Genomic DNA, 17,446 nt, shown 5'->3' on the forward strand with positions numbered 1-17,446 from the left:
CAGAGGTTGAAAATGACAAACATCCTGCCGGCAGTACGTTCACTGAAGGATTTCGAAAAACTTGTCGACAGTCCCTACAAGGAACTCGCACTGCTCGATATCCATATCGGCCATCTTGAAAGCCATATGAAGACGATGCATGACCACGGCTTCAAAGTATACATCCACCTGGACCTGATCAGGGGGCTTTCCGTCAGCACCGAGGCGCTCGAATTCATCCAGCAGAACTTCAAGCCGTACGGCATCATCACTACCCGGGGGAAGATGGTCAGCAAGGCGAAATCGCTTAAGATGAAGACGATACTGCGCGTATTCCTGATCGATTCCGCTTCGGTTGAAAAAAGCATCGAGCTGATCAGACAGACGGAGCCGGATCTGATAGAAGTCCTCCCCGGAACCGTGCCGAAGATGATCCATTTCTTCAGCAATGTACAAAATGTCGATGTGATCGCAGGCGGACTGATAGAAACCGTCCAGGAAGTGGAGCATGCCATCCAGGCCGGCGCGAAATTCGTGACGACCTCTAAGACGGATCTCTGGTTCAGATAAGCTCGTATTTGACATTTTACGGCAGCGAGGTTATATTTTAAACAAGTTAATAGTTACGGAGAAGCAGAGCCCGCATTTATAGTGTTCCTACTATAAGTGCGGGCTTTTTTAGTAGCTGTTGGCAAAAACAAAGGAGGAAAAGTAATGAATGTTTACGTTGCAGAGTTTGTCGGCACCGCAATACTGATACTGTTCGGGACAGGTGTCGTCGCGAACGTCAATTTGAAGGGGTCGCTCGCCAAAGGGGCGGGATGGGTCGTCATCGCATTTGGATGGGGATTTGCGGTGACGTTCGGGATCTATGCCGTCGGCCAGTTTTCCGGCGCACACATCAATCCCGCAGTCACACTTGGATTTGCATTCGCAGGTGAGTTCCCGTGGGTCGATGTCGTGCCTTTCATCATCGCGCAGGTCCTTGGTGCGATGCTCGGGGCGTTCCTCGTATGGCTGCATTTCATGCCGCATTTCAAGGCTGAAGAGGACGAAGGCACCAAGCTCGGCGTCTACGCGACCGGCCCTGTCTATCCGAACTACGTCGCAAACTTCGCCAGTGAGATGATCGGCACGTTCATCCTGATACTCGGGCTTTTATTCATCGGGGCGAATGATTTCACAGACGGTCTGAATCCGTTGATCGTCGGTTTCCTCGTCACGGCAATCGGACTGTCGCTCGGCGGCACGACCGGGTATGCGATCAATCCGGCACGTGATTTCGGCCCGAGGCTTGCGCATTTCCTGATGCCGATACCGGGCAAGGGCCCCTCGAACTTCAAGTATGCACCCGTACCCATACTCGGTCCGCTTTCCGGCGGTGCACTCGGGGCCGCGGTGTACAATTCAGTGTTCCTGAACGCGACGGACATATACCTGTTCATCGCCATCGTCTTCGTGATTGCAGTATTGGCATTGGGGGTATTCTTAAATAAGTCGGTTTTGAAGGAAGAGACATCAAAATTAATGTAATAATTACAAAGGGGATTTGAAAATGGAAAAATATATCATGTCCATAGACCAGGGTACCACAAGTTCAAGAGCGATCCTTTTCAATAAAAAATCTGAAATCGTGGCGACGCATCAGCGTGAGTTCAAGCAGTACTTCCCCCAGTCGGGCTGGGTGGAGCATAATGCCAATGAAATATGGAGTTCGGTGCTCGCCTGCGTGGCCGGCGTCCTGACGGAGAATGACATAAAGCCGGAACAGGTGGAAGCCATCGGCATTACGAACCAGCGTGAAACGACCGTCGTCTGGGATAAGAACACCGGCCGGCCGGTCCATAATGCCATCGTCTGGCAGTCGCGCCAGACGATGGATATTTGCGACGAGATGAAAGCCCGGGATCTTGAACCGCTGTTCAAGGAGCGCACCGGACTTCTGCTCGACCCTTATTTCTCGGGCACCAAAGTGAAATGGATCCTCGATAATGTGGAAGGTGCACGGGAAAAGGCCGAGAGCGGCGACCTGCTGTTCGGCACGATCGATTCATGGCTGATCTGGCGCTTCACTGAGGGCGTCCATGTCACGGATTATACGAATGCAAGCCGTACATTGATGTACAACATACACGATTTGAAATGGGATCCGGAACTTTTGGAGCACTTGACCGTGCCGGAATCCATGCTGCCTGAAGTGAAGTCGTCGAGTGAGATATACGGCGAGACGACGAAGGCGCATTTCTTCGGCTATAATATACCGATCGCAGGCATCGCCGGCGACCAGCAGGCGGCCCTGTTCGGCCAGCTGTGCCACAGCAAAGGCGAGACCAAAAACACGTACGGCACGGGCTGTTTCATTCTGATGAACACCGGAACCGAGGCGAAGAAGAGTGAAAACGGGCTGCTGACCACGATCGCCTACGGCATCGACGGTGAAGTCCACTACGCGCTTGAAGGCTCGATCTTCGTCGCCGGCAGTGCCATCCAATGGCTGCGGGACGGACTCAGGATGTTCAGCGATTCCGCCCAGACGGAGGAATATGCCACGCGCGTCTATGATTCCGGCGGCGTCTATGTCGTCCCTGCATTCACGGGGCTCGGCGCACCGTACTGGGATTCAGAGGCACGCGGTGCGATATTCGGCCTGTCGCGCGGCACTGAAAAAGAACATTTCATCCGGGCGACACTCGAGTCGCTCGCCTATCAGACGAAGGACGTGCTTGACGCCATGCAGAAAGATGCAGACACAAGCCTCGACCTGCTCAGAGTCGACGGCGGTGCCGCGGCGAATGATTTCCTGATGCAGTTCCAGTCGGATCTGCTCGGCACACGGGTGGAACGGCCGGAAATCCTGGAAACGACGGCACTCGGTTCCGCTTATCTTGCAGGCCTCGCCACAGGTTTCTGGTCTTCGGTCGATGAGATCGAGCAGGTCAGCGAGACGGATTCCGTATTCGAGCCCGCAATGGAGAAAGAAAAAGTCGATGAATTATACGGCGGCTGGCAGGCTGCGGTCAAGGCGACACAGGCCTTCAAGCCGAAGCATGCCGCCGATGAAGGATAGATGGTTTGATTCAGAGAGATAGACCGATCATTTAGGAGGAGTAGTAATGTTGAATACGTTAACGAGAAAAGATCAGCTGGAACATATGGAGAAAGTCGATTATGACCTCGTTGTCGTCGGCGGCGGGATCACCGGCGCCGGAGTCGCACTGGATGCGGCAAAACGCGGCATGAAAGTCGCTTTGGTGGAAATGCAGGATTTTGCTGCAGGCACTTCCAGCCGGAGCACGAAGCTTGTGCACGGCGGACTGCGTTATTTGAAACAGATGCAGATCGGTGTCGTCAGGGCCACGGGGGTCGAGCGCGCAATCGTCTACGAAAACGGTCCGCATGTGACCACACCGGAATGGATGCTGCTGCCGTTCCATAAAGGCGGCACATACGGTGAGATGATGACGAGCATCGGCCTGAAAGCATACGATTTCCTCGCCAGGGTGAAAAAAGGCGAGCGCCGGCAGATGCTCTCCGTCGACGACGTGAGGGAAAAAGAACCCCTCGTCAAAACCGACGGACTGCTCGGCGGCGGATATTACGTCGAGTACAAGACCGATGATGCACGTCTTACAATCGAGGTCATGAAGAAAGCGGCCGAGTTTGGCGCCGACCCGGTCAACTATATGAAGGCCACCGGCTTCGTCTATGATAAGGGCCAGGTCGTCGGCATACGTGCACATGACCTGCTGGATGACAGAGAATACCAGATACTCGGCCGCCGTGTCGTCAATGCGACGGGGCCATGGGTGGATGAAGTGCGTGAGAATGATCCGGCATCGAAGGAGATCAAGAAGAACATCGTCCTCTCCAAAGGTGTCCATATCGTCTTCGATGGGGAAGACTTTCCGCTCCGCCAGGCCGTTTATTTCGATACGGAAAACGACGGACGCATGATGTTTGCCATACCGCGGAACGGTAAGACGTATGTCGGCACGACCGACACGTTCTATGACGAAAACATCGCAAAACCGATTGCGACACAGGAGGATCGGGATTACCTCCTCGCCAACGTCAATTATATGTTCCCCGGGCTCGACCTTAAGGATGAGGATATAGAATCCAGCTGGGCAGGGATCCGGCCGCTCATACAGGCGCCCGGCAAAGGACCATCGGAGCTCTCCCGGAAAGATGAGATATGGGTCTCCGACAGCAAGCTGATCAACATCGCAGGCGGAAAGCTGACGGGGTACCGCCATATGGCTGAAGAGATCGTCGATCTGGTCGCAGATGAATTGAAGAAGGAATACGGCTTGAAATTCAAGCCGAGCGATACGGAAAACCAGGTGATTTCAGGCGGTGACGTCGGCGGCAGCGACAACTTCGAGGCGTTTGTGGAAACCACTGCAGCCAAAGCCGGTGCATTCGGCCTGAGCTACGAGGAAGGCCGGGAAATCGCCCGGACGTACGGCAGCAATGCAGAAGAGATCTATAAGCTCGCGAGCGTCGTGACGGATGAGAACCCGTACGGCCTCCCTCCCGTCGAATACGCTAAAGTCATCTACAGCATACAGAATGAAATGGTCGCAAAACCGACCGACTACTTCGTCCGCCGCACGGGGGAGCTTTATTTCAACGTCCGTGAAGTCGAAAAACACAAAGACGGCGTCCTTTCACTCATGCAGGACACACTCGGCTGGAGTGACGGCGTGAAGCGTGAAATGGAGGAGGAACTTGACCTCGCCCTCCGGAATGCAATTGGATATTTAGTGAAATAAAACTTCATATCCTCTTTACACCCTGCCTTCCAGCGGGGTTTTTTCATGCGGGGACTTGTGGTTATCCGGCGCGCGATGGATGACAGGACCACCTATATTTGATTATGATGAAGGGGATACCTTTTATTTTGATGATAATCTTTAACAGGAGTGGAGATAATGAACGATACAGAAGAAATGTATGACATCACCATCATCGGCGGCGGGCCGACCGGACTGTTCACGGCCTTCTACGGCGGGATGCGCCAGGCGAAAGTTAAGATCATGGACAGCCTGCCGGAGCTCGGCGGCCAGCTGACCGCACTTTACCCCGAGAAATATATTTACGACGTCGCGGGTTTCCCGAAGATCCGGGCGCAGGAACTCATAGATAACCTGACCGACCAGATGGACATGTTCGATCCGACCGTCGTGCTCGGCCAGTCGGTCGAACAGCTGGAAAAGCAGGAGGACGGGACTTTCCGCATCGTCACCGATTCCGAAATCCATCATTCCAAAACCATCATCATCACTGCCGGTAACGGTGCATTCCAGCCGCGCCGTCTGAAACTTGAAAATGCAGAAGAATATGAAGGGAAAAACCTCCATTATTTCATAGATGATATTAATGCGTTCGCCGGAAAGCGGGTCGCCCTGTTCGGCGGCGGGGATTCCGCCGTGGACTGGGCGCTCATGCTTGAAGATATTGCAGAGGAAGTGACGATCATCCACCGCCGGGACAAGTTCCGTGCACATGAACACAGTGTGGAGATGCTGAAACAATCGGATGTTGCCATGAAGACGTCATTCGTCCCGGAATCGCTCATCGGGGACGGTGAGGCAATCAGTCAGGTCGTCATTGAAGGGGCGAAGTCCGGGGAGCAGGAAGTGCTGGATGTCGATGCCGTCATCTGCAACTACGGCTTCGTATCCTCCCTCGGCGCGATTGCCGACTGGGGGCTTGAAATCGAAAAGAACTCCATTGTCGTGAATACAAAACAGGAGACGAATATCCCTGGAGTTTACGCCGCAGGCGACATTTGCACATACGACGGGAAAGTCGACCTGATCGTCACAGGCTTCGGCGAAGGGCCGACGGCAGTCAACAATGCCAAAGTCTACATGGATCCGGAAGCCCGGGTGCAGCCGCGCCACAGCACGGCGATGTTCCCTTAAAAATTGGAAGATGAAAATGAAAGGAAGCCTTGTATGGGGCTTCCTTTCTGTCGTTTTCAGGGGGCGGGGATCCCAAAACGTTTAGTTGGCGTGAATTCTACAGTTATCTAAACGGCAGGGGCCCCAAAACGTTTAGTTGGGAGGATTTTTATTGCCATCTGCACACTCTCAAGACATTACTCAGACGCGGGACAACAGAAAGAGGCTGGGACATCAGTCCCAGCCTCTTCTTCATTTCATTTTAAACCGTTTCGAATTTGAGTTCGCCGTCTTTGAAGTCGACTTTGAAGTTCTGGCCTTCGACGAGGTCGCTTTCAATCATTTTACGTGCGAGCGGCGTTTCAATATGCCGCTGTATGAAACGTTTGAGCGGCCTTGCACCGAACTGCGGCTCGTACGATTCATCGGCGATCCATTTTTTGGCGGCCTCCGTCACTTCCACGCTCATATGCTGTGCTTCGAGCCTGCGGTTCAGCTCAAAGACGAGCTTATCGACGATCATCGTCATATTGTCCCGTGACAGCGGGCTGAACATCACGATATCATCCATACGGTTGATGATTTCAGGCTTGAAATGCATATGCACTTCGCCCATCACTGTATTTTTGACTTCCTCCGTCAGTTCGCCTTCATTTTCAACCGCGTCCAGCAGATGACCGGAGCCGATGTTCGAGGTCATGATGATGATCGTATTCCTGAAATCGACCGAGCGGCCCTTCGAATCCGTGAGGCGCCCTTCATCCAGCAGCTGCAGCAGGATGTTGAACACATCGCTGTGCGCCTTCTCCACTTCATCCAGCAGGATGACAGAATACGGCTGGCGGCGGATTGCTTCAGTCAGCTGTCCGCCTTCTTCGTGGCCGACGTATCCAGGCGGCGCACCGATCAGTCGCGACACCGCATGCTTCTCCATATATTCACTCATATCAATGCGGATCATGTGCTTCTCGGAGTCGAACATCGTTGCGGCAAGCGTCTTCGCAAGCTCCGTCTTGCCGACACCCGTCGGTCCAAGGAATAAAAAGCTCCCGATCGGACGGTCAGGGTCCTTGATGCCTGCCCGTGCACGGATGACTGCATCGGCAACCAAGTCGACGGCCTCATCCTGGCCGACCACCCGCTCATGCAGGATATCCGAGAGTTTCAGCAGTTTATCCTTCTCCGTCTCGACCAGCTTGCTCACCGGTATGCCGGTCCACTGGCTGACAATATAGCCGATTTCATCCTCGGTCACCACTTCACGGATGATGCGGTTTTCACCGGCACTCGCCTCCTGGAGGTTCTCCTCATACTCGGCAAGCTCCTTTTCAAGCTGCGGCAGGCGGCCGTGCCTGAGTTCGGCTGCACGTTCAAGTTCATAGTTGTTTTCCGCTTCTTCAAGCTCCTGCCGTGCCTTGTCCACTTCGGCACGTTTTTCGTTCACACGGTTGATCTGCTCTTTTTCCTTTTCGACGCGCTGGGCCAGGCTGCCCTGAGCCTCCCGCGCTTCCGCAAGCTCCTTCTGCAGTTCGTCAAGGCGCTGGCGCGACACGGAATCCTCTTCATTCTTCAATGCCTGCTCCTCGATTTCGAGCTGCATGACGCGGCGGTTGATCTGGTCCAGTTCAGTCGGGTTCGACCCCATCTCAGTGCGGATCGTCGCACTCGCCTGGTCCATCAGGTCGATTGCCTTATCCGGCAGGAACCTGTCCGTGATGTAGCGGTCGGACAATTCCGCAGCGGCAACGAGTGCACGGTCGGTGATCCGGACCCCGTGATGCACTTCGTAGCGCTCCTTCAGTCCGCGCAGTATTGAGATCGTATCCTCGACATCCGGCTCAGGCACCTGCACCTTCTGGAAGCGGCGCTCGAGTGCGGAGTCTTTCTCGATATACTCGCGGTATTCATTCAGCGTCGTCGCACCGATGCAGTGCAGCTCGCCGCGTGCAAGCATCGGCTTCAGCATGTTGCCCGCGTCCATGGCGCCTTCAGTCTTGCCGGCGCCGACGAGCATATGGATCTCATCGATGAAGAGGATGATCTGCCCTTCCGATTCCTTCACTTCCTTAAGCACAGCCTTCAAGCGCTCTTCGAACTCACCGCGGTATTTTGCACCTGCGACGAGTGCGGACAGATCCAGTTCGAATAAAGTCTTATCCTTCAGGCTGTCCGGCACGTCACGCCGGACGATCCTCTGCGCCAGACCTTCAACGATCGCCGTCTTTCCAACACCCGGCTCCCCGATCAGGACCGGGTTGTTCTTCCTTTTACGGCTGAGTATCCGCACCGCGTTCCTGATTTCCTCATCACGGCCTATGACGGGGTCGACATTCCCCTGCCTGACCTCCTCGACCAGATCGCGGCCGTATTTTTCCAAAACTTCATACTGCACTTCAGGATTTTGTGTTGTCACATTATTCCCTCCTCTGACTTTATCGATCACTTCTCTGACGATATCTTTTTTATTTCCGACAGTTTCTTTCATGACCGCTTCATTTTCAATCGTAGCAAGCAGCATATGTTCCTGGGAGATGAAGCTATCCCCCATTTCGGACATGTACTTCTCCGCGCGGTTCACGATTGCCGTGAAGCCGTTCGACATATACTGCCCGTACTGCACATTTTCACCGGTCACCACATTATATTTTTCAAGTTTTTCATCATATTCCCGAATCAGTGCATCCACATCGATATTGACGCGCTCCAATATATCGCGGGCCATGCTGTCGTCGATTGAAAGCATCGCCTTAACCACCGCTTCGGCCTCTATCGACTGAAGCTTGAGGTCGATTGATATACTCTGGGCACGTTCGATGATCGACTGCACCTGATAGGTCATCTTGTTGATATCCATTAGCGTCACCTCGCATGATTTTTAGAGTTTGACCTTTTTTGACCATAGTTTAATTATACTACTTTTTACCCTTATTTCAAGTTATTTATCGCATTTGGAAGACTTTTATTTTATACTATAGTTTAGATTTTAGGAGGCTTGGAGAATGGAAATATGGGAACTCATCAAATACTTGTTTTTAGGTCTGCTTCAGGGGTTCACTGAACCGATTCCGGTATCATCCAGCGGTCACCTTGTGATCGTGCGGGAGATTTTCGGGATTGAAGCACAGGGATTGTCTTTTGAAATATTTTTAAACACTGCTTCACTGCTTGCTGTCTTATTCATTTACAGATATGATATTTTATCCATTCTTGGAAACTTGAGCCGATTTTTATTCCGGAGTGCAAGGGACGCGGATGCGGTCGATGATGCGAAGTATACAATGTACCTGATCATCGCGACGATTCCCGTCGGCATCATGGGGCTCCTCCTGAAGGATGTGATCGGTGAGAATATTTCAGTCGGATTCGTCGGGCTGATGCTCCTTGTGACCGGACTTGCACTGTGGTTCATCAAAAATAAACGCGGCGAGAAGCGTGATGGGGAGCTCACCGTCAAGGATTCGATCATCGTCGGGCTCGCCCAGGTGGTCGCGCTCACGCCGGGCGTCAGCCGGAGCGGTGCCGCACTCGTCGGTGCGATGGCTGTCGGGCTGAACCAGAAGAATGCGCTGAGGTTCGTCTTCCTGTTGTACATACCCGTCTCACTCGGGACCGCGTTGATCGGCATACCTGATATCGTGAACGACCCGAACATCGACACATTGTGGATCGGCTATCTATTGGCATTCACCGCGTCGGTCATTGCAACTTATTTCGCGCTGAGATGGCTGCAGGGCGTCATGGAACGCGGCTACCTGATCATATTCTCGTACTACTGTTTTGCGATCGGGTCGCTCTCAATCCTTTATCAGCTGTTCATCGCCTAAGGAAGTGAATAATTATGAAGATACTCATCACCGGTTTTGAACCGTTCGGCGGGGAAGCCCTCAACCCGGCACTTGAAGCCGTGAAGCGGCTGCCGGATGAAATTGAAGGCATGGAAATAAAGAAAGCCGAAATACCGACGATTTTCCACCGGTCTGCTGAAGTCATGCGCAGTTTGTTGAGGAAAGGCGCGTTCGACTGCGTGATCGCGGTCGGCCAGGCAGGCGGACGCAGTGAAATCTGCATTGAACGGATCGGCATCAACATCGATGATGCCCGGATTCCTGATAATGCCGGGAGTCAGCCCATCGACGAAGCCATACGGCCCGGCGGCGCGCCTGCATATTTTTCGAATCTGCCGGTGAAGCGGATGACCGCTGCGGTTGCGGAGGCGGGAGTCCCCGCCCGGTTGTCGAACACCGCCGGCACATTCGTCTGCAACCATGTCCTTTACCAGCTTGGATTTATGGCTGAGGAAGAATTCCCCGGATTGAAGTACGGCTTCATCCATGTGCCTTTTATTCCGGAGCAGGTTGATGGTAAAGAGGGTATGCCGTCGATGCCGCTTGAGGATATCCTCACGGCCCTCGGCGCTGCGACCCGCGCGCTTTCTGAAGGGGATGAAGATATTGCGCGCCCGATGGGTGAGCTGCATTGACTTTGAAACAGGCGACTGATGTCGCCTGTTTTTTTATTTATGTGTCAACTCCCGTTTGGCCGATTGGGGCGGTCTATCGATTAATCAGCCCACCCAATGAGCGATAGAAAGGCCCCATCGCTCAACCAGCCAACCCAATGAGCGATAGAACCTCCCGATTCGATCCACCCGCCAATAATTACCCCGCAAAACAAAAAACCGCCCTTCCGGGCGGTTCTGAAATCCATTATTTAGCTGACGCCGAGTGCAATTTTTGCATAGCGGCTCATTTTATCTTTGTCCCAAGGCGGGTTCCAGACGATGTTCACTTCAGTGTCTTTAACTTCCGGCAGTTCTGCCAGTGCCTGCTTCACGCTGTCCACAATCTGCGGTCCCATCGGGCAGCCCATTGAAGTCAATGTCATTTCAACACCTGCGTTGCCGTCTTCGTCAAGGTTCACACCGTAGACGAGGCCGAGGTTGACGATATCTATGCCGAGTTCAGGGTCAATCACGTTTTCCAACGCGCCCATCATGCTTTCTTCCATTTCTTTATCCATTCATCTCACTCCTTTAGAGTTTTAGTTACGTATATCATAACAAATTATTAACAAGGTTTAAATATAAATGCTATCATGGAATTGTGAACTTTTATAGAGGAGCAGAATTATGGAGAAGCATTTGATATGTTTGGATTTGGATGGAACATTACTTACGGATGATAAAAACATCAGTCCGTATACAAAAGAAGTTTTAAATACACTGAAAAATAAAGGGCACGAGCTGATGATCTCGACCGGCAGACCTTACCGTGCGAGCGAGCCTTATTATACAGAACTCGGCATGGACACCCCGATCGTCAATTTCAACGGGGCTTTCGTCCACCATCCGCATGACTTCAATTTCAGGACGGTGCATGAGGAACTGGACCTTGAAGTCGCGATCGAAATCGCACGGAGGATCCCGGCACTCAATATACAAAACGTCATCGCGGAAATAAAGGACACTGTCTACCTTCATTATCATGACGAAGTTTTATTTGACGCGTTCAGCATGGGGGAGCCGGTCGTCAAAGTCGGTGAGCTGACCCAGACGATGGAGGAAGGGCCGACGACGATCCTGATACAGGCGGAGGAAAAAGAGATACCGTCGATCAGGCGGGAACTCGACGACCTGTTCGCCGAGGCGATCGAACACAGGCGCTGGGGCGCGCCCTACCCGGTCCTTGAAATCATCAAAAAAGGGATCAACAAGGCGGTCGGCGTGGATTATGCGCGCGGCTACCTGGGGATCGACCGTAAAAACACCATCGCCTTCGGGGATGAGGACAATGATACGGAGATGCTCCAGTATGTGGAACATGGTGTGGCCATGAACAATGCAATCGATGATATCAAAAATGTGGCCGATTATGTCACAGATTCAAATAATGCTGATGGAGTCGGAAAATTTCTGGCTGATTATTTCAGCCTGAAGATATAAATACAGGAGGTTGATACATTATGAAACTATTTGCCGACAGCTGTTCGGATATGACACTTGAGGAAACAAAACGTAGAGGGATCGAAGTGCTGCCTCTGACGATAACCATTGATGATGAAAACTACAGGGACCAGCTCGACATCTCAAGCGAAGAAGTGCTGCAGGCGATCAGGGACGGAAAAAGACCGACGACTTCCCAGGCGAACCCTGAAAATTTCGTGGAGAAGTTCACCCCTTATGTGGAAAAGGGAGAATCGATATTATATATCGCCTTTTCAAGTGAATTATCCGGCACTTACCAGAGTGCGGTCATCGCAAAGGATACCATCATGGATGAATATCCCGAGGCGGACATCACACTGATCGATACGAAAGCGGCGAGCTACGGGCTTGGCATGATCGTCGAGCGGGCAAGCGATGATATACAGAACGGGTTGTCCAAAGAGGATGTCATTGAGAACGTCAAAAAGAATGTCAGGAACGTCCGTCATTTCTTCACTGTAAATGACCTGGATTATCTTGCGCAAGGCGGCAGGCTCTCCAAAGGGAGCGCCTTCCTCGGCGGGCTCCTGAACATCAAGCCGCTGCTTCATATGGAAGACGGGAAACTGGTGCCGCTCGAGAAACACCGCGGCATAAAAAAGGTCTTCAGCAGCATGGTCAATCACCTGAATGAAGACAACGTAAAAGGCAGGGCGCATATCGTCCATGCGAATGCGCTCGAAAGTGCAGAACAGTTGAAAGAGAAGCTGCTTGCCGAGACCGGGCTTGAAGAAGTCAACATCAGCATGATCGGTCCGACGATTTCAAGCCATACCGGCAACGGTACAGTGGCGTTGTTTTATTTCAACGAAGGGGTGTAGGAAATGGGTAAAGTCGTTGTTGTGGGCGGTGTTGCAGGAGGCGCCACGGCCGCATCACAGCTGAGGCGCCTTGATCCGGACTGTGAAATCGTCATCTTTGAAAAGGACCGCGATATCAGTTTTGCCAACTGCGGCCTGCCCTACCACATCGGTGGTGAAGTGGCGGAACGCAGCCAGCTGATTGCGGCCACTCCCGAAAGCTTCGGCAAAAAGGATGTCACTGTCCGTACTTATCATGAAGTCATCAAAGTGAACACTTCCGAAAACTTCGTCACGGTCAAAAATCTGGAGTCCGGGGAGATCTTTGAAGAATCATATGACCACCTTGTCCTCTCCCCGGGCGGCAGGCCGCGGATCGTCCCGGCGCTTGCCGGCGTCCCGGAAAACCATGTCCTCCACACGCTTGAAGATATGGATGAGATCATGAAGTACATCGATGAGGAAGATATACGGGAAGTGGTCATCGTCGGTTCCGGATTCATCGGAATGGAAGTGACGGAGAACTTGAGGATGCGTGATATCGATGTCACACTCGTCCACAGGAACGGCTACCTTTACGGCCATATCGAAGAGGAGATGGCCGCCGTCCTCCAGCAGACGCTCGAAGACCACGGGGTCACTTTGAAGATGAATTCCGAAATCGACCGCGTCGCCGATGGCTATGCCCATCTGACGACGAATGAAAAAATTCCGGCCCCGATGATCATCCAGGGCATCGGCCTGACACCGAATACGGAGTTTTTAAGGGATTCCGGAGTGGACGTCACCGACCGCGGCCTCATCCCGGTGAATGAATACGGGCAGACGAACATCGAGAATGTCTACGCCCTTGGTGACATCATGGAGACGAACTACCTGCATGCACCGGAAATACGTGCAAACATCAAGCTTGCATGGCCCGCACACCGCATGGCCTACACGATCGCCAATCATATACACGGCGGATATGACGTGAAGTTTGAAGGCTTGCTCGGCACGAACATCATGCGGCTCTTCGAATATGAAATCGGCGCAATCGGGCTCGAACGGAAAGACGTCCGTGACATCGAGCATTTCGTCATCGATAATCAACAGAATTTCAAGGCAGGTTACATGGAAGGCGCATCGAAGATCCGGACCAAGATATATGTCGGCAACGACGGCACGATCTTACGGGCTGCGATGATTTCAAAAAGCGGCGTCGATAAACGGCTCGACACACTCGCCGCCCATATCCGGGCCGGCGGAAAAGCACAGGACCTCATCAATATCGAAGTCGCATATTCCCCGCCGTTCTCAAGCCCGAAAAGTGACTTGAACATGGTCGGATATAAAGCGATCGAGGAGATGAAGAAACGCGGATTATATTGAGAATAAAGGACCACGGCTCTGGATGAGTCGTGGTTTTTTGTGCGCCCGGGTGCCTGGGGTACTTTTCCGATCTGAGGTCCCTTTTATTCCCCTGCAAATCGGATTCGTCATGCTTTTCCGATTTGTGACGCCTTTTACTCCCCTGCAAATCGATTTCGTCATGCTTTTCCGATTTGTGACGCCTTTTACTCCCCTGCAAATCGGATTCGTCATGCTTTTCCGATTTGATCCGCCTTTTACTCCCCTGCAAATCGGATTCGAAATGATTTTCCGATTTGATCCGCCCTTTATTCCCCTGCAGATCGGATTCTTCATGCTTTTCCGATTTGCACCGCCCTTTATTCCCATCCAAATCGGACTCCGCGTGCACCCTCTCCCCTCCTAAACAGAAAGAACCCCGGATCCCCGGGGTTCAGTCATTTATTTGTTCTGACTCTCTCTGTATTTTTTGTTTTTCCGTCCTGCAAGGAAGATGAAGAGTGCAAATCCGCCGAAGATGATGACGCTCGCAATGACATAGCCGTTGTTGAAGCCGCTCTCCTCCACAATTGCGTAGAGTTCGGTCTCTTCACGGTCGAGCACGGCGATGTATTCGCCGGGTGCCGTGGCGCGGATCATATCGCCGATCAGCATGCCGCTCAGCACTTTGCCTTCATCCACGTCATCGAGGTTCAGGTTCACGCCGTTCGTCTCGCTAGTATCGTTGACATTCAAAATAAAGTCCACGTCGTTCGTATGATAGCGGGTGATGTAATGCCCGTCGCTCTGATGCAGCGTTTCAAGATCGCCGGTGAATGCATTTTTATGGTCGTTGTAGACGTTGCTGATGTGTTCAATGTACTCGACCACTTCCTGGTCGGTCCAGAGGTCCATCTGCGGATGGATGTCCGGTATCGTCTCACCGTTCAGCGCGACTTCCGTCCCGTACAGCATGCTGATCGGTCCGGCATGGCTGTACAAGTAGGTCACAAGCTGCTTGACGCGTGTGCCGGGGAACATGTTCTCCTCCACGGCATGGGATGTGAACCGTTCGCTGAACCAGTGGTCCGCGAGCAGCATATGCTCCGATTCCGGGATTTCAGGTATTTCACGGTTCACCGTGGCATAGGCTTCCGCAAGCGTCTGCCGCATCGTTTCATCTGCGATATGGTCGAATCCTTCCGCCGACAAACCTTCCGTCGTGGCGAAACCATATGTCTTCACGCCGCCGGGCAGCACTTCGCCTGCATCGACGCCGTCCTGTGCGATCATCATGGACAGCCCGTCTATATTGAACTCATCCACGAAATTACTGATGGCTTCCTGATATTCACTCTGGACGTCCGCATCCGTCAAGTCCAGCATCGCGAGATCTTTATCATCGATGTAATCGCCGTATATGCTGTTCACGTTCAATTCGTCCGCCGCGCCGGCACCGTCGATAGATACCGCAGGTACATCGACGATGACCTCAAGTCCCATATCATGTGCCGCTTCGACAAGGCTCTCCAGTCCTTCAGCCCCGCCGAGGCCCGCATCGATTTCCTCATAGCTTTCGACATCGTAGCCGAGGTAGTCATCCGGTGCAAACGCGAACACCGGTGATAAGTGGATGGCTGTAAAGCCCATGTCCCGGATATATTCGAGGTTCTGTTCGATCCCGGTGAAGTCCCCGCCGAAACGAAGCTCGGGGTTCTCATCCTCCGGCACTGATTCATCGGTTGAAGTGTCCGCATTCAGGAAGCGGTCCACCACAATGCTGTAGATCCGGTCCGTATCATTCACTGTCGTATTCGCTGATATATATGTAGAAGGTGTATAAAGTGCCATGCCGAGAATCAGCACTGACATCACTGTTTTAAATATTTTCATTATCTATGCCTGCCTTTAGTTTCATATCTTCACCAGTATACTAGATTCGTGAATCGTTCGGTCGGTTTTTGCCAAAAGTTCATAAATTCGATAAAAAAACTGCAGATCTCAGATGATCTGCAGTATGGATTGCAAATTAAAACATTGAGCTTAAAGGTCCAAGCGGCAAATAGATGCCGAGGCCGACAGTGATGACGACGATGACAACCGCTGCAATCGTCAGGCCTTTTGCGGCCGGTGCGCTCCTGTTCGCCCTGACGAGGCTGATTTCCATCAGTGCCACAGCTGCAAGGCCGAACAATACTTTAAGGCCGTACATCATATGGCCGCCGGATGCGCTGATGCCTTCCATATTTTGAATGTAGACGAGCAATCCGCTGAATATCAGAAAGATGTAGTCCGCCCTGAGGATCATATGCGTCATCTTCCCTGCATTATTCGGGCTGTCCCTCAAATAAAGTACAAGGGCGATGACATACAGGATCACTGCCAGGATAATGGTGGTCAAATGTAAGTGTATCATCCGTTCTTTCCTTTCCTGTTCAGTCTAAAATCATACGCATCAATTATAACACTGATCAAGACAAGATTTTAAGGGTCTATTTTTCAATATATGTCGTTAATGTGCCGATTCCATTGATCGAAACCCGGATTTCATCACCCGGCTTGAGGAACTGCGGCGGATTCATGCCTGCCCCGACGCCGCTCGGCGTACCTGTTGCGATCACGTCGCCCGGCTGCAGTGTGATGTACTTTGAAATTTCCGCGATGAGTTCATCCAGCTTCAGCACCATGTCGCTCGTCGAGCCGTCCTGTCTGATCTCACCGTTCACTTTCGTCACGATGGAAGTCGATTCCGGGTTCGGAAGCTCATCCTTCGTCACGATGAAGGGTCCCATCGGTGCCGAACCTTTCAGGTTTTTGGCAAGGAACGCCTGTGCATGCTCCCTCTGCAGCTCACGTGCGGTGATGTCGTTTAAGATTGTGTAGCCGTATATATAATCGAGCGCCATGCTGCTGTCTATCTTCCATGCCTCTTTACCGATGACCACGGCGAGCTCACCTTCATAGTCCAGCTCATTCGTGATGTCCTGGTGGTTCGGGATCACCGCCTCGTCACCTTCCAGGCTTGAAGCGGCCTTTGTGAAGACGTAGAGGCTCTCCACCTTGCTCTTCATCTCTTCAGCATGTGCCTTATAGTTGCGGCCGAGTGCGATGACATTATTCGGCGGCGTGACCGGTGCGAGGAACTTTATATCACTGAAAGGTGCTTTGTATTGGTCCGGATCTGACGATTCCCTTGCTTTTTCAACCAGCTTTCTGACGATTTCCTGAAAATCGAGTGTATGATAAGTCGAGATCCCCTCGAGCAAAGTTTTCGGATAGTTCTCATCTTCCCCAAAATCTGCAAACAATTTCGGCAAGATCCATGCACTTTCCTCACGTTTCACTTTTACCCCATAATAAGTGCTGCCCTGATATTCAAAAGTCAAAAATTTCATGGAATTCTCTCCTTAAATTGTATTTGAATATATTATACCAAACATCAATGC

16 protein-coding genes are annotated in these 17,446 nt (G+C 52.2%); 11 read left to right on the plus strand and 5 right to left on the minus strand.

Annotated elements, in window-relative coordinates:
• Positions 1–12: 12 nt before the first annotated feature.
• From CRN96_RS12565 to CRN96_RS12585, 5 genes are all read left to right on the plus strand, one after another.
• Positions 13–549 carry a glycerol-3-phosphate responsive antiterminator gene (locus tag CRN96_RS12565; RefSeq protein ID WP_097042749.1) on the plus strand — a complete coding sequence of 179 codons (537 nt, stop codon included), beginning with the start codon at positions 13–15 and terminating at the stop codon, positions 547–549.
• A gap of 144 nt (positions 550–693) precedes the next feature.
• Complete coding sequence (locus tag CRN96_RS12570) at positions 694–1,512, plus strand: MIP/aquaporin family protein (protein WP_097042751.1); 819 nt, start codon at positions 694–696, stop codon at positions 1,510–1,512.
• A 22-nt stretch (positions 1,513–1,534) separates the two neighbouring features.
• Positions 1,535–3,046 (plus strand): glycerol kinase GlpK, encoded by a 1,512-nt coding sequence (glpK, locus tag CRN96_RS12575; RefSeq protein WP_097042754.1) that lies wholly within the window; start codon positions 1,535–1,537, stop codon positions 3,044–3,046.
• A 46-nt stretch (positions 3,047–3,092) separates the two neighbouring features.
• Positions 3,093–4,754 carry a glycerol-3-phosphate dehydrogenase/oxidase gene (locus CRN96_RS12580; protein WP_097042756.1) on the plus strand — a complete coding sequence of 554 codons (1,662 nt, stop codon included), beginning with the start codon at positions 3,093–3,095 and terminating at the stop codon, positions 4,752–4,754.
• Positions 4,755–4,913: 159 nt separating this feature from the next.
• Positions 4,914–5,909: an NAD(P)/FAD-dependent oxidoreductase gene (locus tag CRN96_RS12585; RefSeq protein WP_097042758.1), complete on the plus strand. Its 996-nt coding sequence runs from the start codon at positions 4,914–4,916 to the stop codon at positions 5,907–5,909.
• 241 nt (positions 5,910–6,150) lie between these two features.
• Here CRN96_RS12585 and clpB read toward each other — a convergent pair whose 3' ends face one another.
• A complete protein-coding gene (gene clpB, locus CRN96_RS12590; protein ID WP_097042761.1) occupies positions 6,151–8,742 on the minus strand; it encodes an ATP-dependent chaperone ClpB in 2,592 nt (863 codons plus the stop codon).
• Between the two features lie 145 nt (positions 8,743–8,887).
• Here clpB and CRN96_RS12595 point away from each other — a divergent pair, with 145 nt between their 5' ends.
• Together CRN96_RS12595 and pcp are read left to right on the plus strand one after the other, a co-directional pair.
• On the plus strand, positions 8,888–9,712 hold the full coding sequence (locus CRN96_RS12595) for an undecaprenyl-diphosphate phosphatase (RefSeq protein ID WP_097042763.1): 825 nt from the start codon (positions 8,888–8,890) through the stop codon (positions 9,710–9,712).
• Between the two features lie 14 nt (positions 9,713–9,726).
• On the plus strand, positions 9,727–10,368 hold the full coding sequence (gene pcp / locus CRN96_RS12600; RefSeq protein ID WP_097042765.1) for a pyroglutamyl-peptidase I: 642 nt from the start codon (positions 9,727–9,729) through the stop codon (positions 10,366–10,368).
• Between the two features lie 230 nt (positions 10,369–10,598).
• On the opposite strand, the gene CRN96_RS12605 is transcribed toward pcp, so the two are convergent.
• A complete protein-coding gene (locus CRN96_RS12605; protein ID WP_097042768.1) occupies positions 10,599–10,907 on the minus strand; it encodes a metal-sulfur cluster assembly factor in 309 nt (102 codons plus the stop codon).
• Positions 10,908–11,016: 109 nt separating this feature from the next.
• Here CRN96_RS12605 and CRN96_RS12610 point away from each other — a divergent pair, with 109 nt between their 5' ends.
• The 4 genes from CRN96_RS12610 to CRN96_RS12625 are packed head-to-tail and all read left to right on the plus strand — an operon-like array spanning position 11,017 to position 14,427.
• Positions 11,017–11,829: a Cof-type HAD-IIB family hydrolase gene (locus CRN96_RS12610; protein WP_097042770.1), complete on the plus strand. Its 813-nt coding sequence runs from the start codon at positions 11,017–11,019 to the stop codon at positions 11,827–11,829.
• A 20-nt stretch (positions 11,830–11,849) separates the two neighbouring features.
• A complete protein-coding gene (locus CRN96_RS12615; protein WP_097042773.1) occupies positions 11,850–12,692 on the plus strand; it encodes a DegV family protein in 843 nt (280 codons plus the stop codon).
• Between the two features lie 3 nt (positions 12,693–12,695).
• A complete protein-coding gene (locus CRN96_RS12620; RefSeq protein WP_097042775.1) occupies positions 12,696–14,042 on the plus strand; it encodes a CoA-disulfide reductase in 1,347 nt (448 codons plus the stop codon).
• Between the two features lie 22 nt (positions 14,043–14,064).
• A complete protein-coding gene (locus CRN96_RS12625) occupies positions 14,065–14,427 on the plus strand; it encodes a hypothetical protein (RefSeq protein WP_143544321.1) in 363 nt (120 codons plus the stop codon).
• 35 nt (positions 14,428–14,462) lie between these two features.
• On the opposite strand, the gene CRN96_RS12630 is transcribed toward CRN96_RS12625, so the two are convergent.
• From CRN96_RS12630 to CRN96_RS12640, 3 genes are all read right to left on the minus strand, one after another.
• Positions 14,463–15,872, minus strand: coding sequence for an alpha-amylase family glycosyl hydrolase (locus CRN96_RS12630; RefSeq protein ID WP_245844709.1), 1,410 nt, complete (start codon positions 15,870–15,872; stop codon positions 14,463–14,465).
• A 157-nt stretch (positions 15,873–16,029) separates the two neighbouring features.
• The gene (locus CRN96_RS12635; RefSeq protein ID WP_179647227.1) at positions 16,030–16,401 is read right to left on the minus strand and encodes a DUF1516 family protein; all 372 of its coding nucleotides are present in this window, start codon (positions 16,399–16,401) and stop codon (positions 16,030–16,032) included.
• 91 nt (positions 16,402–16,492) lie between these two features.
• A complete protein-coding gene (locus CRN96_RS12640) occupies positions 16,493–17,395 on the minus strand; it encodes a fumarylacetoacetate hydrolase family protein (protein ID WP_097042783.1) in 903 nt (300 codons plus the stop codon).
• Positions 17,396–17,446 lie beyond the last annotated feature (51 nt).

This window comes from Salinicoccus kekensis (genome assembly GCF_900220995.1).
In the GTDB taxonomy this organism is placed as follows: Bacteria; Bacillota; Bacilli; order Staphylococcales; family Salinicoccaceae; genus Lacicoccus; species Lacicoccus kekensis.

Excerpts from the sequence above, each read along its gene's own strand:
- CRN96_RS12565 (WP_097042749.1), top strand. The coding sequence starts at position 13 with ATGACAAACATCCTGCCGGCAGTACGTTCACTGAAGGATTTCGAAAAA.
- CRN96_RS12570 (WP_097042751.1), top strand. The coding sequence starts at position 694 with ATGAATGTTTACGTTGCAGAGTTTGTCGGCACCGCAATACTGATACTG.
- glpK (WP_097042754.1), top strand. The coding sequence starts at position 1,535 with ATGGAAAAATATATCATGTCCATAGACCAGGGTACCACAAGTTCAAGA.
- CRN96_RS12580 (WP_097042756.1), top strand. The coding sequence starts at position 3,093 with ATGTTGAATACGTTAACGAGAAAAGATCAGCTGGAACATATGGAGAAA.
- CRN96_RS12585 (WP_097042758.1), top strand. The coding sequence starts at position 4,914 with ATGAACGATACAGAAGAAATGTATGACATCACCATCATCGGCGGCGGG.
- clpB (WP_097042761.1), bottom strand. The coding sequence starts at position 8,742 with ATGGATATCAACAAGATGACCTATCAGGTGCAGTCGATCATCGAACGT.
- CRN96_RS12595 (WP_097042763.1), top strand. The coding sequence starts at position 8,888 with ATGGAAATATGGGAACTCATCAAATACTTGTTTTTAGGTCTGCTTCAG.
- pcp (WP_097042765.1), top strand. The coding sequence starts at position 9,727 with ATGAAGATACTCATCACCGGTTTTGAACCGTTCGGCGGGGAAGCCCTC.
- CRN96_RS12605 (WP_097042768.1), bottom strand. The coding sequence starts at position 10,907 with ATGGATAAAGAAATGGAAGAAAGCATGATGGGCGCGTTGGAAAACGTG.
- CRN96_RS12610 (WP_097042770.1), top strand. The coding sequence starts at position 11,017 with ATGGAGAAGCATTTGATATGTTTGGATTTGGATGGAACATTACTTACG.
- CRN96_RS12615 (WP_097042773.1), top strand. The coding sequence starts at position 11,850 with ATGAAACTATTTGCCGACAGCTGTTCGGATATGACACTTGAGGAAACA.
- CRN96_RS12620 (WP_097042775.1), top strand. The coding sequence starts at position 12,696 with ATGGGTAAAGTCGTTGTTGTGGGCGGTGTTGCAGGAGGCGCCACGGCC.
- CRN96_RS12625 (WP_143544321.1), top strand. The coding sequence starts at position 14,065 with ATGAGTCGTGGTTTTTTGTGCGCCCGGGTGCCTGGGGTACTTTTCCGA.
- CRN96_RS12630 (WP_245844709.1), bottom strand. The coding sequence starts at position 15,872 with ATGTCAGTGCTGATTCTCGGCATGGCACTTTATACACCTTCTACATAT.
- CRN96_RS12640 (WP_097042783.1), bottom strand. The coding sequence starts at position 17,395 with ATGAAATTTTTGACTTTTGAATATCAGGGCAGCACTTATTATGGGGTA.